Here is a 13883-nt window from a genome sequence, read left to right as displayed (position 1 = left end):
GTAACCGGTCGCGGCCGGCCCCCGTTGGAGCGGGCATGAAGAAGCTCCTCACCGCAGCCGCCCTGACCGCCTTCGCCGCCACCGGCGGCCTCGCCTCGGCGGGTACCGCCGCCGCCGACGCGGGCGGCCTGAACCTGCCGTCGGTCGTGCCCCTCAGCGGCGTCCTGGACCCGAAGCCCCTCCCGCCGCAGGCCGCCGACCTGCCGGCGGCCAATCAGGCCGTGAACCAGCTGCTGCCCGGGCGGCGGTAGTCCCGCGCGGGACGGCGTACGAGAGCGGCGGTACCCCCCACGGGACCGCCGCTCTCGCGTTTCGGGACGACTCAGGCCGAGGTGTGCGCGGTCAGTCGGCGACCACCAGGGACGGGGTCTCCTTCGTCAGGACCTCGCCGCGGAAGAAGGCGGGGCTGCGGCGCTGCATGACGAGCATGATGACGGCGCCGAGGAGGAGGAGGCCGACGGCGATGACGAAGACGGAGCCGACGCCGAAGACGGCGGAGCCGGAGCCGTAGGCCGGGTCCCACATGTCGTAGAGGGTCTTGCCGAAGACCGCCGTGAGCATGACGCCGCCGAGGGCCGGCATGAGGCCCTTGAAGGCGAAGTCGCGGAAGGAGCGGAAGAGCTCGGCGCGGAAGTACCAGACGCAGGCGAAGGCCGTGATGCCGTAGTAGAAGCAGATCATGAGGCCGAGCGCGTAGATGGTGTCGACCAGGACGTGCTCGCTGACCAGGGTCATCACGGTGTAGAAGGCGCCGGTGGCGACGCCCGCGACGACGGTGGCCTTGCCGGGGGTCTTGAAGACCGGGTGGACCTTGGTGAAGGACTTCGGCAGGGCCTCGTAGGTGGACATGGCGAGGACCGTGCGGGCGACCGGGATGAAGGTGGTCTGGAGGCTCGCGGCGGCGGAGGCCAGGACGGCGACGAAGAGGAGGACGCCGAGGGCGGGGCCCATGACCGGGCCGGCGAGGGCGGCGAAGACGTTGTCGGAGGTCTCGGGGTTGGCGAGGCCGAGGCCCTGGTCGCCGGAGCCGACGGCCATCTGGGCGGCGATGCCGGTGGCGAGGTAGGAGCCGACGAGGACGACCATCGCGATGAGCGCGGCGCGGCCGGGGGTCTTGTCGCTGCCGGTGGTCTCCTCGTTGGTCGCCATGCAGGCGTCCCAGCCCCAGTACATGAAGATCGAGAGGGAGAGGCCGGCGGTGAAGGCGGCGAAGGACTGGACCGCGAAGGGGTTCATCCAGGACCAGGAGAAGTCGACCGAGGTCTCGAAGGAGCCGGCCTTGGAGAGGGCCAGGGCGACGAAGACGGCGAGGACGACGAGCTGGAGCCCGACGAGGGTGTACTGGACGCCCTTGGTGGCCGTCATGCCGCGGTAGCTGATCGCGGTGGCGGTGGCGATGAGGGCGAGGCAGGTGAGGATGTGGACGGCCTTGTTGCCGTCGAGGGCGGCGATCGACTCGCTGCCGGTGATCTCGCCCGCGAGGAGCCAGAAGTACGAGGTGGCGACGCCCGCGAGGTTGGAGAGCACGATGATCGTGGCGATCACCAGGCCCCAGCCGCACATCCAGCCGATCTTGGGGCCGAAGGCCTTCACGGTCCAGGTGAAGGAGGTGCCGCAGTCGGGCATGGCCCGGTTGAGCTCCCGGTACGCGAAGGCGACGAGGAGCATCGGGAGGAAGCCCGCGAGGAAGACGGCCGGCATCTGGAGGCCGACCTCGCCGGCGGTGGAGCCGAGCGTGGAGGTCAGGCAGTACACCGGGGCGACGGTGGAGATGCCGATGATCGCGTTGCCGAAGAGGCCGACGGAGTTGCCGCCGAGGCCCTTCTTGCGTACACCGGGGGTGTCGCCGGGGGCGGTGGCGCCCCTTACCGTGTCTCCGGCCTGGGGCCGTGCTTCCACCTGAGTCATGAACAGGACGTTAAGTGCTGCGGTTTCCTTATCCGGAGGGGCGAAGTCCGCTCAGTTGATCGCTTCGTGCCTTGCATTGCGAGGCCAGAGCGGACCATCGGCCAATGATTGAAAGATCGACCACCCCGCCCTACCGACCAACTGGTAGGTCGGCCGCCGGATGTCCGATATGCGGGAACCGCAGCCGAGGGTGAAATGTCCGATTCGAAATTTTCCCGAGGAATTTTCCCGGGCGTCGCCGGGCGGGCCGGAACCCTTGGGAGGACTGGGTTCCGGCCTTTTGTACCGGACGGTCAGCCGGGCCAGACCACCGCCTGGAGCTCGCTGTAGGCATGGAGGGCGTAGGACCCCACGTCCCGGCCCACCCCGCTCTTCTTGAAGCCGCCGAAGGGAGCCTCCATGTTCCGGCCGACGGTGTTGATCCCGACCCCGCCGGCCCGCAGCCGCGCGGCGATCCGGAAGGCGCGGGCGACGTCCCCCGACCAGACGTAGTCGAGCAGGCCGTAGTCGCTGTCGTTGGCCAGCGCGATGCCCTCCTCCTCGTCGTCGAAGGGGACGACCACGACGACCGGGCCGAAGATCTCCTCCCGTACGACCCGCATCTCGTTGGTGCAGTCGGCGAGGAGCGTCGGGGCGACGTAGAAGCCGCGGTCGAGGTCGGGGCGCTCGCCGCCGGCGACCACCCTGGCGCCCTCCTTCCGCCCCAGCTCGACGTAGGACTCGATCCGGTCGCGGTGGGCGGCCGAGATCACCGGGCCCACGACCGTGCCCGGCGCGGCCGGGTCCCCCACCTTCATGAAGGCGAGGTAGCCGGTGAGCTTCTCGACCAGGCGCTCGTAGATCCCGCGCTGGGCGAGCACCCGGGTCGGGGCGGTGCAGATCTGGCCGCTGTAGAAGGAGAAGGTCGTGCCGATGCCCATCACGGCCGAGTCGAGGTCGGCGTCGTCGAGGACGAGCGCGGCGCCCTTGCCGCCCAGCTCCATCAGCTGCCGCTTCATGGTCCGGCCGCAGACCTCGCCGATCGCCTGGCCGACGGCCGTGGAGCCGGTGAAGGAGACCATGTCGACGTCCGGGGAGTCGACGGCCGCCTCGCCGACGGCGGGCGCCGAGCCGGTGACGAGGTTGACCACCCCGGCCGGGACGCCGGCCTCCTCCAGGGCGCGGACCATGGCGAAGACCGACAGCGGGTCCTGCGGGGCGGGCTTCACCACGACCGTGTTGCCCATGGCGAGCGCCGGCGCGATCTTGCCGGCCGGGTTGGCCCAGGGGTTGTTGTACGAGGTGACGCAGGTGACGACGCCGACCGGGCGGCGGACCGCGACCGCGCCGAAGACGCCCGCCCTCCCCATCGGCCCCGCCTCGTTGATCTGCGGCGGCAGGGACTGCTCGACGGGTTCCAGGGCGCCCCTGGCGTACCGCCGGAAGCGCGCGGAGCCGACGGCGACCTGCATGCCGCGCGCGGTGCCGGTGGTGGCGCCGGTCTCGGCGCGGGCGAGGGCGGTGTGCGCGTCGGCGTCCCTGGCCATGATCCCGGCGGCCCGGTCGAGGAGCGCGGCCCGCTCCTCGGGCTTCGTCCGGGACCAGGAGGCGAAGGCCTCGCGGGCGGCGGCGGCCGCCTCGTACACCTGCGCCCGGGAGGCCTCGGGGGCGAGCCCGACGACCCCCTCGGTGGCCGGGTCGATCACCTCGTAGTGGCCTCCGTCCGGCTCGGTCCACTCCCCTCCTATGTACAGCCGCTCGACGATGCCGCTCACCGGGTGCCCACCGTCCTCGTGTCGCGGCCCGAGCGCAGGACGCGCCCGGGTACGGCTCCGGTGACCTCGTCGTCCCTGATCGTCTCCACGCCGTTGACGCGGACGGAGACGATGCCGACCGCCCGCGAGTCGAGGCGGGGGCTGTCGCCGGGCAGGTCGTGGACGAGGGTGGCGGGGCCGGCGTCGATCCGCTCGGGGTCGAAGAGGACCAGGTCGGCGTGGAAGCCCTCGGTGATCCGGCCGCGCTCGCGGAGCCCGAAGAGCCGGGCCGGGTCGTCGCTGAGCATCCGCACGGCCTGCTCCAGCGGCACCAGCCTCCGGCCGCGCAGGCAGTCGCCGAGGAAGCGGGTGGTGTACGGGGCTCCGCACATGCGGTCCAGGTGGGCGCCGGCGTCGGAGCCGCCGAGCATGACGTCCTCGTGCTGCCAGGTCTCGGCGCGCAGCGCCCAGGAGGCCGGGTCGTTGTCGGTGGGCATCGGCCACAGGACGGTCCGCAGGTCGTCGTTGGCGCAGATCTCGACGAGGCACTGGAAGGGGTCCTGGCCGCGCTCGGCGGCGATGTCCTCGACGACCCGGCCGGTCAGGCCCTCGTTCTCGCGGCTGTAGGTGTCGCCGATGACGTACCGGCCGAAGCGGGCGAGGCGGCGGAAGACGCCGGCCTCCCTGGAGTCGGCGCGGCGGAGCAGTTCGGCGCGGACGTCCGGGTCGCGCAGCCGCTCGATCCGCTCCGGGACGGGGAGGCCGAGGACCTCGCCCCAGCCGGGGATGAGGTTGAGGGCGCAGAAGGTGCCGAGGGACATGTTCATGGGGGTGAGGATCGGCATGGTGAGGGCGACGATCCGGCCGCCGGACTTGCGGGCCCGTTCGGAGGCGGTGAGCTGGCGGGGGACGCGTTCGGGGACGGCGGCGTCGATGGTGAGGACGTTCCAATTCAGGGGGCGTCCGGCGGCGGCGGACATCTCGACGAAGAGGTCGATCTCGGCGTCGGAGAACTGGTCGAGGCAGCCGGCGAGGATCGCCTCGATCTGGGTGCCCTCGTGTTCGCCGACCGCCGCGGAGAGGGCGATGAGTTCGTCGGGGGTCGCGTGGCGGGAGGCGACGGGGGCGCCGTCGCCGTCGGAGTGGGTGGCGGACTGGGTGGTGGACAGGCCCCAGGCGCCGGCCTCCATGGCCTCCTTGAGGAGGGCGGTCATGGCCGCGAGCTGTTCGGGGGTGGCCCGGCCGCCGACGGCGTCCTCGCCCATGACGTACCGGCGCAGGGCGCAGTGGCCGACCATGAAGCCGGCGTTGACGGCGATCCGCCCCTCCAGGGCGTCGAGGTACTCGCCGAAGGAGGACCAGCCCCAGTCGACGCCCTCTTCGAGGGCGGCCAGGGCCATGCCCTCGACCTTGGACATCATGCGGCGGGTGTAGTCGGCGTCCTCGGGGCGGTCGGGGTGGAGCGGGGCGAGGGTGAAGCCGCAGTTGCCGCCGGCGACGGTGGTGACGCCGTGGTTCATGGAGGGGGTGGCGTAGGGGTCCCAGAAGAGCTGGGCGTCGTAGTGGGTGTGCGGGTCGACGAAGCCGGGGGCGAGGACGAGTCCGGTGGCGTCCTCGGTGGTGCGGGCGGGTTCGGCGACGGTGCCGGGTTCGGCGATCACGGCGACGCGGCCGTCGCGCAGGCCGACGTCGGCGGTGAAGGCGGGGGCGCCGGTGCCGTCCACGACGGTGGCGCCCGTGATGAGGTGGTCGAGCATGGCGATCCCTTTCTGCGGTTCCGTGGGTGCGGCGGGCGGACGCGGGGGCGCCCCGGCCCGGAGGCCGCCGCGGAAGGGCCTCCGGCCGGGGCCGGTACGGGGCGGCGGTCCGGGAAGACGCCGCCCCGGACCCGCTGTGCGGGCCCTCGGGCAGGCCCGGGGGCCCGTCGGTGTCAGGAGCCGGCCGCCTGGCGGAAGCGGGTGGTGCGGTGGACCGGGTCGGTGTCGATCTCGGGGATCACGTGCTCGCCGATCAGCTTGATCGTGTTCATCGTGTCCTCGTAGGAGATCCCGATCGGCAGGCCGAAGGAGAGCTGGTCGGCGCCGGCCCGCTCCCAGCGGCGGCACTGGGCGAGGACCTCGGAGGGGTCGCCGCAGATCATCAGCTCCTCGGCGATGAGGAGTTCGATGATCTCGGCGGAGTACTCGGGGAGCAGCTCGGGCCACTCGGGGACGCCCTCGGGACGCGGGAAGGTGTCGTGGTAGCGGAAGAGGAGCGACTGGAGGTAGTTGAGGCCGCCGCCGACGGCGATCTCGACGGCCTTCTCGTGGGTCTCGGCGCAGATCGCGGTGGAGGTGACCATGACGTTGTCGTTGACGAAGTCGCCGACGGCCTTGGCCTCCTTGATCGCGTTCTTGTAGGACTCGACGACCCATTCCATGTCGGAGACCTTCTGGACGCTGAAGCCGAGGACGCCGAGGCCCATCTTCCCGGCCATGGCGTACGAGGAGGGGGAGCCGGCGGCGTACCACATGGCGGGGTGGGAGGCGCCGTACGGCTTGGGGAGGATCTTGCGGGGCGGCAGGGACCAGTGCTTGCCCTGGAAGCCGACGTACTCGTCCTGGAGCCACATCTTGGGGAACTCGGCGATGGTCTCCTCCCAGAGTTCCTTGGTGTGGTTCATGTCGGTGATGCCCGGGAAGAAGCCGAGGATCTCGTGGCTGCCCGCGCCGCGTCCGGAGCCGAACTCGAAGCGGCCCTCGGAGAGGTGGTCGAGCATCGCGACCTTCTCGGCGACCTTGACCGGGTGGTTGACCGGGGCGAGCGGGTTGAAGATGCCGGAGCCGAGGTGGATGCGCTCGGTGGCGTGGGCGAGGTAGCCCAGGTAGACGTCGTTGGCCGAGAGGTGCGAGTACTCCTCCAGGAAGTGGTGCTCGGAGGCCCAGGCGTACTTGAAGCGGGACTTGTCCGCCTGGATGACGTACTCGGTCTCCTCCATGAGGGCCTTGTGCTCGGCTTCGGGATCGGTCTCGGCGCGCTTGCCGACGTATCCCTGTACGAAGATCCCGAATTCCACGGAAGTCACCGTCCTCGTGAGTTTCTGACGTGCCGTCAGATTCTTGGATGCACTGCGCCGTGTCAATACCTGACGAGCCGTCAGGTCCTGTCGTGGGGAGCTCGGAAGAGGGCGACCCCGGCCAGCCAGCCGCCGTCGACGACGAAGGGCTGGCCCGTCACGTACGAGGAGTCCTCCGAGGTCAGGAAGAGGGCGAGGGTCGCCACCTCCTCCGGGCGGCCGATCCGGCCGAGCGGCACGAGCGTCCGGTACAGCTCGGCGGTGGCCGCCGGGTCCACGCCCTCCGGATTGCTCATCGGGGTGTCGATCGCGCCCGGGCAGACCGCGTTCACCCGGATGCCCTTCGGCGCCAGCTCCAGGGCCGCCACCCGGGTCAGGCCGACCACCGCGTGCTTGGAGGCCGCGTAGGCTCCGACCCCGGCCATCCCGGTCATCCCGGTGTACGAGGCGGTGTTGACGATCGTGCCGCCGCCGGCCGCCGCGATCTCGGGCGCGACCGCCCTGATCCCCAGGAAGCAGCCGGTCTGGTTGACCTCGACGACCGCCCGGAACTCCTCCAGCGGGGTCTTGAGCAGGGCGTTGAAGCGGAGGATGCCGGCGTTGTTCACCAGCCCGTCGATCTTCCCGAACCGCTCCTTGGCGGCGGCCACCGCGGCCGTCCACTCCTCCTCGCGGGTCACGTCCAGGTGCACGTAGGCGGCCCGCTCCTCCCCCAGCTCCTTGGCCAGGGCCTCCCCGGGGCCGTCCAGCACGTCCGCGAGGACCACCCGGGCCCCCTCGGCGGCGAAGAGCCGCGCCTCCTGCTCGCCCTGCCCGCGCGCCGCCCCCGTGACGATCACGACCCGCCCGTCCAGCTTGCCCATGCCCACACTCCCTACAGCCGCGGGGCGACCTCCGACCCGAAGGCCGCCATCTGGTCGATGAGTTCGCTGCGGCTCCGGCTGCGGAACCGCACCTGGATCTGGCCGACGCCCATCGCCCCGTACTCCCGGAGCGAGGCCGCCAGCTCCTCCGGCCGGCCGGCGAGCGTGCGGCGCCCGACCTCCCAGCCGGGGGTGCCGACGTACAGCGGCTCGGCGATCGCGCCGCAGACGAAGGGCTCCGCGAGCCCGGCCTCCTCGCGCAGCCGCCCGATCCGCTCGATCCGGCGGGCCAGCACCTCCCGGGAATCGCCCTGCGGCAGCCAGCCGTCGCCCCTGAGCGCGGCCCGCCGCACGGCCGCCGGGGAGGAGCCGCCCACCCAGAGCGGGACCCGCTCCTGCGCGGGCCGGGGCCGCTGCCCCAGGTCCTTGAAGGCGAAGCGCTCCCCCAGGTGCTCCGGGTACTCCTCCGGGCCCAGCGCCGCCCGCAGCGCGTCGATCGTCTCGTCGAGGACCCCGCCCCGGCCCGCGAAGTCCGCCCCGACCGCCTCGAACTCCTCCTGCACGTGCCCGGCGCCCACCCCGAGGACCAGCCGGCCGCCGGAGAGGTGGTCGACGGTCGCGTACGCCTTGGCGGTGACCAGCGGATGCCGCAGCCCGACGACGGCGACGTGCGAGAGCAGCCGGACCCGCTCGGTGGCGGCGGCGAGGAAGGAGAGCGTGGCGACCGGGTCGTACCAGACCGTGCTCATCCCGGTGGCGAGCCGGCGCGGGATGGCGACGTGGTCGCAGCAGGCGACGTAGTCGAAGCCGTGCGCGTCCGCCGCGCGGGCGACGGCGAGCAGGTCCGCGGGGCCCGCGGTGGCCTCCCAGGGCTCGGCGTAGATCACGGACTGGGACTGGACCGGCAGTTGCATGCCGTAGACCACCATGGGAACCCCCTTTTTTCTGACGCTTCGTCAGTTCTGGTGCCGGGGCCATGCTGGACCCTGACGGGTCGTCAGGCAAGAGGGTGCGAGCGCGGCGTGTCCGCGTACATCGAGTCCCTCATCCAGCGCCGGCTGGAGCGGGAGCGGCTGCGTGAACCGATCGGGGACGCCGAGGCGGAGATCGGCCCCGCCGCCGCCGCCGTCGAGGCGAAGCGCGCCTTCCTCCGCCGTGGGGCCGCGACGTCGGCGGACGCCGTGTGAGCGGGACCCTCGTCCTGGACCGCGAGGGCCTTTCGCTGCTCGTACGGCGCTCCGCCGACCTCCTCGAATGGCTGGTGGCGGCCGAGGCCGTGAACATCCGGGTCGTCACCGGCTCCGTCCCTCCGGTGGCGGCCCGGGATCCCCGAGCACCCCAGGCCCGCTTCGACCACGCCGTGTCGCGGCTGAACGTCATCCCGCCGAGCGAGGCGATCGCCCGCTCGGCCTGCGCACTGCCGGCGGACGCCGGACTGCACGGCCACACGTACGCCTTGGACGCCCTGGACGCCCTGGACGCCTTGGACGCCCTCGTGGCCGCGACCGCGTCGGCATCTCCGGCCCCGGTGACGGTCCTGACCTCGGATCCGGAAGACCTGACCGTGCTCTGCGGGCCCGGTGTCCGGGTGGTCGAGGTCCGAGCGGACCGCCGCCCGCCCCGCACCTCACGGCCGCCAGAGCCCCTCCGGGCTGAGGCCCAGCAGGTCGATGGCGTTGCCGCGCACGATCCGGTCGACGACGTCCGGGGCCAGGTGGCCCATCTGCGCCTCCCCGACCTCCTTCGACTTCGGCCAGGTCGAGTCGGAGTGCGGGTAGTCCGTCTCGTAGAGGACGTTCGCCGCGCCGATCGCGTCGAGGTTGCGCAGCCCGAAGGCGTCGTCGAAGAAGCAGCCGAAGACGTGCCCGGCGAAGAGCTCCGACGGCGGCCGGGTGACCTTGTCCGCCACCCCGCCCCAGGCGCGGTTCTCCTCCCAGACCACGTCCGCCCGCTCCAGGATGTACGGGATCCAGCCGATCTGGCCCTCCGCGTACATGATCCGCAGGTTCGGGAAGCGCTCGAACTTGCCGCTCATCAGCCAGTCGACCATCGAGAAGCAGCAGTTGGCGAAGGTGATCGTGGAGCCGACCGCCGGCGGGGCGTCCGCCGAGGTCGACGGCATCCGGCTGGACGAGCCGATGTGCATCGCGATGACCGTGCCGGTCTCGTCGCAGGCCCGGAAGAAGGGGTCCCAGTGGTCGGTGTGCACCGACGGCAGGCCCAGGTGCGGCGGGATCTCGGAGAAGGCGACCGCCCGCACCCCGCGCGCGGCGTTCCGCCGCACCTCGGCGGCGGCCAGCTCCGGGTCCCAGAGCGGGATGAGGGTCAGCGGGATCAGCCGCCCGCGCGCCTCCGGCCCGCACCACTCCTCCACCATCCAGTCGTTGTACGCACGCACGCACAGCAGACCGAGCTCGCGGTCGGCCGCCTCCGTGAAGGTCTGGCCGCAGAAGCGCGGGAAGGTCGGGAAGCAGAGCGCGGACTGCACGTGGTTGACGTCCATGTCGGCGAGCCGGTCGGGGACGGAGAAGGAGCCCGGCCGCATCTGCTCGTAGGTGATGACTTCGAGGCGTATCTCGTCGCGGTCGTAGCCGACGGCGGTGTCGAGGCGGGTGAGGGGCCTGTGCAGATCCTCGTAGACCCACCAGTCGCCGATCGGCCCGTCGTCGCCCCGGGCGCCCATGACGGGCGCGAACCTGCCGCCGAGGAAGGTCATCTCCTTCAGCGGGGCGCGGACGATCCGGGGGCCGGTGTCGTGGTACCGGGACGGGAGCCGGTCCCGCCAGACGTGCGGGGGCTCCACGGTGTGGTCGTCCACCGAGATGATCCTGGGGAAGGTCTCCTGGGTCTCCATGCCTTTCACGGTAGCGCTGATCTGACGAACCGTCAGCTATGGCGGCGGCGGGATCGCGACACGGACGGGGAGCCCCGGTCACAGCTCTTCCACAACCGCGCCCCGATGCTGACGCGCTCCCTCCGGACAAGGCAGACTGTCCGGGGCGATACCACCGGTAGGGCAGGGGGAGCCATGGGGCAGGAGAACGGGCCGCGCGTCCCGGCGCGGGGCCCCGGCGGGGACGAGGCCGGGCCGGACTTCGGCGTACCCCGGCAGCGGGCGCGCACCGCGGGGGCCGACGGCTCCCGGACGACGGAGGGCGGCGGCTGCCGGACGACGGAACGGGCATCCGCGGCCGACGGGGCGGGAGTCGGCGCGGAGGCCGGTACGGGCGCGGAGGCCGGTACGGGCGCGGGAGTCGGTACGGGCGCGGCCGGAGGCGTGAGTACGGGCGTGGGCACCGCCGGCACCACCGCCACCACCACCGGTCTGCGGTTCGGCGTGCTCGGGCCCGTGCGGGCCTGGCGGGACGGGGAGGCGCTGGCCACCGGCTCGCCGCAGCAGCGGGCGCTGCTCGCCGCGCTGCTGCTGCGCGGCGGACGTACCGCCACCGCCGCCGAGCTCATCGACGCCCTCTGGGGCGAGGAGCCCCCCTCGCAGGCGCTCGCCGCGCTCCGTACGTACGCCTCCCGGCTCCGCAAGGTCCTCGGCGCCGAGGTGCTGGTCAGCGAGTCCGGCGGCTACGCCCTGCGGGCCACGGGACTGGACCTCACGCGCGCCCGGGAGCTCGCCGCCGAGGCCGAGAAGCTGCGGGCGGGCGGCGAGCGCGCGGCGGCCCGCGACCGGCTCGCCGAAGCCCTCGACCTGTGGGACGGCGAGGTCCTGGCCTCCGTCCCCGGGCCGTACGCCGACACCCAGCGCACCCGTCTGGAGGAGTGGCGGCTCACCCTCCTGGAGACCCGCGTCGACGTCGACCTGGAGATCGGCGCGCACGCCGAGGCCGTCTCCGAACTGACCGCGCTCACCGCCGCGCACCCACTGCGCGAACGCCTGCGCGAACTGCTGATGCTCGCGCTCTACCGGGGCGGGCGGCAGGCGGAGGCGCTCGCCGTGTACGCCGACACCCGCCGGCTCCTCGCCGACGAGCTCGGCGTCGACCCCACCCCCGAACTCTCCCGGCTCCAGCAGCGCATCCTCCAGGGCGACGCCGAACTGGCCCGCCCCGTCGAGGAGCAGGCCCCGGCCGCCGCGCCGGTCGCCCGGCCCGCCCAACTCCCGGCCACCGTCGCGGACTTCACGGGGCGGGCCGCCTTCGTACGGGAGCTGGGCGCCCGGCTCTCCACCGCGGAGGGCTCCGTCATGGCGGTCTCCGCGCTCGCCGGCATCGGCGGCGTCGGCAAGACCACGCTCGCCGTCCACGTGGCCCACGAGGCCCGCCCGCACTTCCCCGACGGCCAGCTGTACGTCGACCTCCAAGGCGCCGGGGCGCGCGCCGCGGCCCCCGAGACCGTCCTCGGGTCCTTCCTCCGCGCGCTCGGCACGCCCGACTCGGCCATCCCCGACGCACTGGAGGACCGGGCCGCCCTCTACCGCTCGACGCTGGACGGCCGCCGGGTCCTGATCCTCCTCGACAACGCGCGGGACGCGGCCCAGATCCGGCCCCTGCTGCCCGGTACGCCAGGGTGCGCGGCGCTCGTCACCAGCCGCATCCGCATGGTGGACCTGGCGGGCGCGCATCTGGTGGACCTCGACGTGATGTCCCCGGAGGAGGCCCTCCAGCTCTTCACCCGGATCGTCGGCGAGGAGCGGGTACGGGCGGAGCGGGAGGCGGCGCTCGACGTGGTCGCCGCCTGCGGCTTCCTGCCGCTGGCGATCCGCATCGCGGCCTCCCGCCTGGCCGCCCGGCGCACCTGGACGGTGTCGGTCCTCGCCGCCAAGCTGGGCGACGAGCGGCGGCGCCTCGACGAGCTCCAGGCGGGCGACCTCGCGGTCAAGGCCACCTTCGAGCTGGGCTACGGCCAGCTGGAGCCCGCCCAGGCGAGGGCCTTCCGCCTGCTGGGCCTCGCCGACGGCCCGGACATCTCCCTGGGGGCGGCCGCGGCCGTCCTGGACCTCCCCCTGTGGGACACCGAGGACCTCCTGGAGGCCCTGGTGGACACCTCGCTCCTCGAATCGGCCGCCCCCGGCCGCTACCGCTACCACGACCTGCTGCGCCTGTACGCCCGCGCCTGCGCCGACCGCGACGAGCACCCGCCCACGGAGAAGGAGGCGGCCCTCTCGCGCCTGCTCGACTTCTACCTCTCGACGGCGGCCCGGGTGTACGCCATCGAGCGCCCCGGCGACCGCCTCGTCGACCACCTGGAGCCGACGACGTACGAGGGCCTGTCCTTCACAGACCGCCACGAGGCCCAGGACTGGCTCTACGCCGAGTCCCACTGCCTCCTCGCCTGCGTCCGCCAGTCCGCCGGCACCCCGCCCACCCTCCGCCGCGCGGTCGACCTCCTCTGGGCCTCCCTCGACCTGGCCGAGTCGGGCGCCAACTCCAAGGAGTACGAGGCGGTGGCGACGGTGCTGCGGGGCGCGGCGGCGGGCACGGGCGACGTGCGGGCGGAGGGGCGGGCGGCCAATGTGCTGGCCTACGTCCACCACTACCAGGGCCGTTTCGACCAGGCGGAGCGCGAGGCGGCGGAGGTGACCGGCCTCTCCGGGTCGGTGGACGACCGCCTGCCCATCTGCTGGGCGCTGAACGCCAGGGGGGCCATCGCCCACTACCAGGCGCGGTTCGGCGATGCCGACGAGCACCTGACCCACGCCATCGCGGGGTTCCGCGCGGCGGAGGACCGTGCCGGCGAGGCCGCCGCCCTGTGCAACCTCTCCCGCATCCGGCTGGCGACCGGGCACACGGAGGACGCCATCCGCATGTCCCAGCAGGGGGCCGACATGTACGAGCAGATGGGCCACGCGCTCAAGGGCGCCAACGGCCGCTACGCGCTCGGGCTGGCCCTGACCGAGGGCGGGCGCCTGGACGAGGCGCGCACCCAGCTGCACGAGGCGCTGTGCGTCTTCGTCGACAGTCGTCAGCGGCTGTGGGAGGGCATGACCCTGTTCCGGATCGCGGAGGTCGACATCGTCGACGGGCGCCACGGAGTGGCGGCGGCCGGAGCGGAGAAGTCCCTGACCGTCCTCCGGGGCATCGGGGGCGAGTGGCGGCGCGGCAACGTCCTCACCGTCCTCGGCAGGGCCCTCCAGGGACTCGGCCAGTCGGGCCGGGCCCAGGTCTGCTGGCAGGAGGCCCTGGACATCTACGAGGAGCTGAACGCGCCGGAGACCGCCGAGGTGAAGGCCCTCCTGTCCCCGCGGCTGGCGGCCTGACCTCGGGGTTCGCGCGCGTTCATCATTCGTTTATCGCGGCCCGGCAGAGTCTTCCTCAACGATCCGCCGTGTCGGGGGGCAGACGGGTCGGGAAGAGATCGTCAGCCCCGCGCACT

At 72.9% G+C, this 13883-nt stretch carries 10 protein-coding genes; 3 read left to right on the top strand and 7 right to left on the bottom strand.

Translation table 11 applies throughout. From position 1 onward, the window contains the following. Positions 1-35: 35 nt before the first annotated feature. Positions 36-251, top strand: coding sequence for a hypothetical protein (locus ACF1BN_RS14875; RefSeq protein ID WP_392332020.1), 216 nt, complete (start codon positions 36-38; stop codon positions 249-251). 91 nt (positions 252-342) lie between these two features. Here ACF1BN_RS14875 and ACF1BN_RS14870 read toward each other — a convergent pair whose 3' ends face one another. The 6 genes from ACF1BN_RS14870 to ACF1BN_RS14845 form a co-directional block, all read right to left on the bottom strand. Beyond that, the gene (locus ACF1BN_RS14870; RefSeq protein ID WP_392332019.1) at positions 343-1908 is read right to left on the bottom strand and encodes an APC family permease; all 1566 of its coding nucleotides are present in this window, start codon (positions 1906-1908) and stop codon (positions 343-345) included. Between the two features lie 293 nt (positions 1909-2201). Then, a complete protein-coding gene (locus ACF1BN_RS14865) occupies positions 2202-3662 on the bottom strand; it encodes an aldehyde dehydrogenase family protein (RefSeq protein ID WP_392332018.1) in 1461 nt (486 codons plus the stop codon). Further along, positions 3659-5398, bottom strand: coding sequence for an amidohydrolase family protein (locus ACF1BN_RS14860; RefSeq protein WP_392332017.1), 1740 nt, complete (start codon positions 5396-5398; stop codon positions 3659-3661). The genes ACF1BN_RS14865 and ACF1BN_RS14860 overlap by 4 nt, the downstream gene beginning before the upstream one ends. A 173-nt stretch (positions 5399-5571) precedes the next feature. After that, the gene (locus ACF1BN_RS14855; RefSeq protein ID WP_392332016.1) at positions 5572-6696 is read right to left on the bottom strand and encodes an LLM class flavin-dependent oxidoreductase; all 1125 of its coding nucleotides are present in this window, start codon (positions 6694-6696) and stop codon (positions 5572-5574) included. Positions 6697-6776: 80 nt separating this feature from the next. Further along, positions 6777-7559: an SDR family NAD(P)-dependent oxidoreductase gene (locus ACF1BN_RS14850; RefSeq protein WP_392332015.1), complete on the bottom strand. Its 783-nt coding sequence runs from the start codon at positions 7557-7559 to the stop codon at positions 6777-6779. 11 nt (positions 7560-7570) lie between these two features. Further along, positions 7571-8488 (bottom strand): TIGR03619 family F420-dependent LLM class oxidoreductase, encoded by a 918-nt coding sequence (locus ACF1BN_RS14845; RefSeq protein ID WP_392332014.1) that lies wholly within the window; start codon positions 8486-8488, stop codon positions 7571-7573. 93 nt (positions 8489-8581) lie between these two features. Here ACF1BN_RS14845 and ACF1BN_RS14840 point away from each other — a divergent pair, with 93 nt between their 5' ends. Further along, a complete protein-coding gene (locus ACF1BN_RS14840) occupies positions 8582-8746 on the top strand; it encodes a hypothetical protein (protein WP_392332013.1) in 165 nt (54 codons plus the stop codon). Between the two features lie 440 nt (positions 8747-9186). Here the strand turns inward: ACF1BN_RS14840 and ACF1BN_RS14835 are convergent, their stop codons facing one another. Then, positions 9187-10413 carry an amidohydrolase family protein gene (locus tag ACF1BN_RS14835; RefSeq protein ID WP_392332012.1) on the bottom strand — a complete coding sequence of 409 codons (1227 nt, stop codon included), beginning with the start codon at positions 10411-10413 and terminating at the stop codon, positions 9187-9189. A gap of 174 nt (positions 10414-10587) precedes the next feature. Between ACF1BN_RS14835 and ACF1BN_RS14830 the strand changes: the two genes are divergently transcribed. Continuing rightward, positions 10588-13767: a BTAD domain-containing putative transcriptional regulator gene (locus tag ACF1BN_RS14830; protein ID WP_392332011.1), complete on the top strand. Its 3180-nt coding sequence runs from the start codon at positions 10588-10590 to the stop codon at positions 13765-13767. Positions 13768-13883: the final 116 nt, after the last annotated feature.

Source organism: Streptomyces sp. NPDC014861 (assembly GCF_043081625.1).
Lineage (GTDB): Bacteria > Actinomycetota > Actinomycetes > Streptomycetales > Streptomycetaceae > Streptomyces.
This window is presented reverse-complemented; position numbering and strand designations above follow the sequence as displayed.

Coding starts and splice junctions, on each gene's coding strand:
- ACF1BN_RS14875 (WP_392332020.1), top strand. CDS start 36: ATGAAGAAGCTCCTCACCGCAGCCGCCCTGACCGCCTTCGCCGCCACC.
- ACF1BN_RS14830 (WP_392332011.1), top strand. CDS start 10,588: ATGGGGCAGGAGAACGGGCCGCGCGTCCCGGCGCGGGGCCCCGGCGGG.
- ACF1BN_RS14860 (WP_392332017.1), bottom strand. CDS start 5,398: ATGCTCGACCACCTCATCACGGGCGCCACCGTCGTGGACGGCACCGGC.
- ACF1BN_RS14850 (WP_392332015.1), bottom strand. CDS start 7,559: ATGGGCAAGCTGGACGGGCGGGTCGTGATCGTCACGGGGGCGGCGCGC.
- ACF1BN_RS14835 (WP_392332012.1), bottom strand. CDS start 10,413: ATGGAGACCCAGGAGACCTTCCCCAGGATCATCTCGGTGGACGACCAC.
- ACF1BN_RS14845 (WP_392332014.1), bottom strand. CDS start 8,488: ATGGTGGTCTACGGCATGCAACTGCCGGTCCAGTCCCAGTCCGTGATC.
- ACF1BN_RS14870 (WP_392332019.1), bottom strand. CDS start 1,908: ATGACTCAGGTGGAAGCACGGCCCCAGGCCGGAGACACGGTAAGGGGC.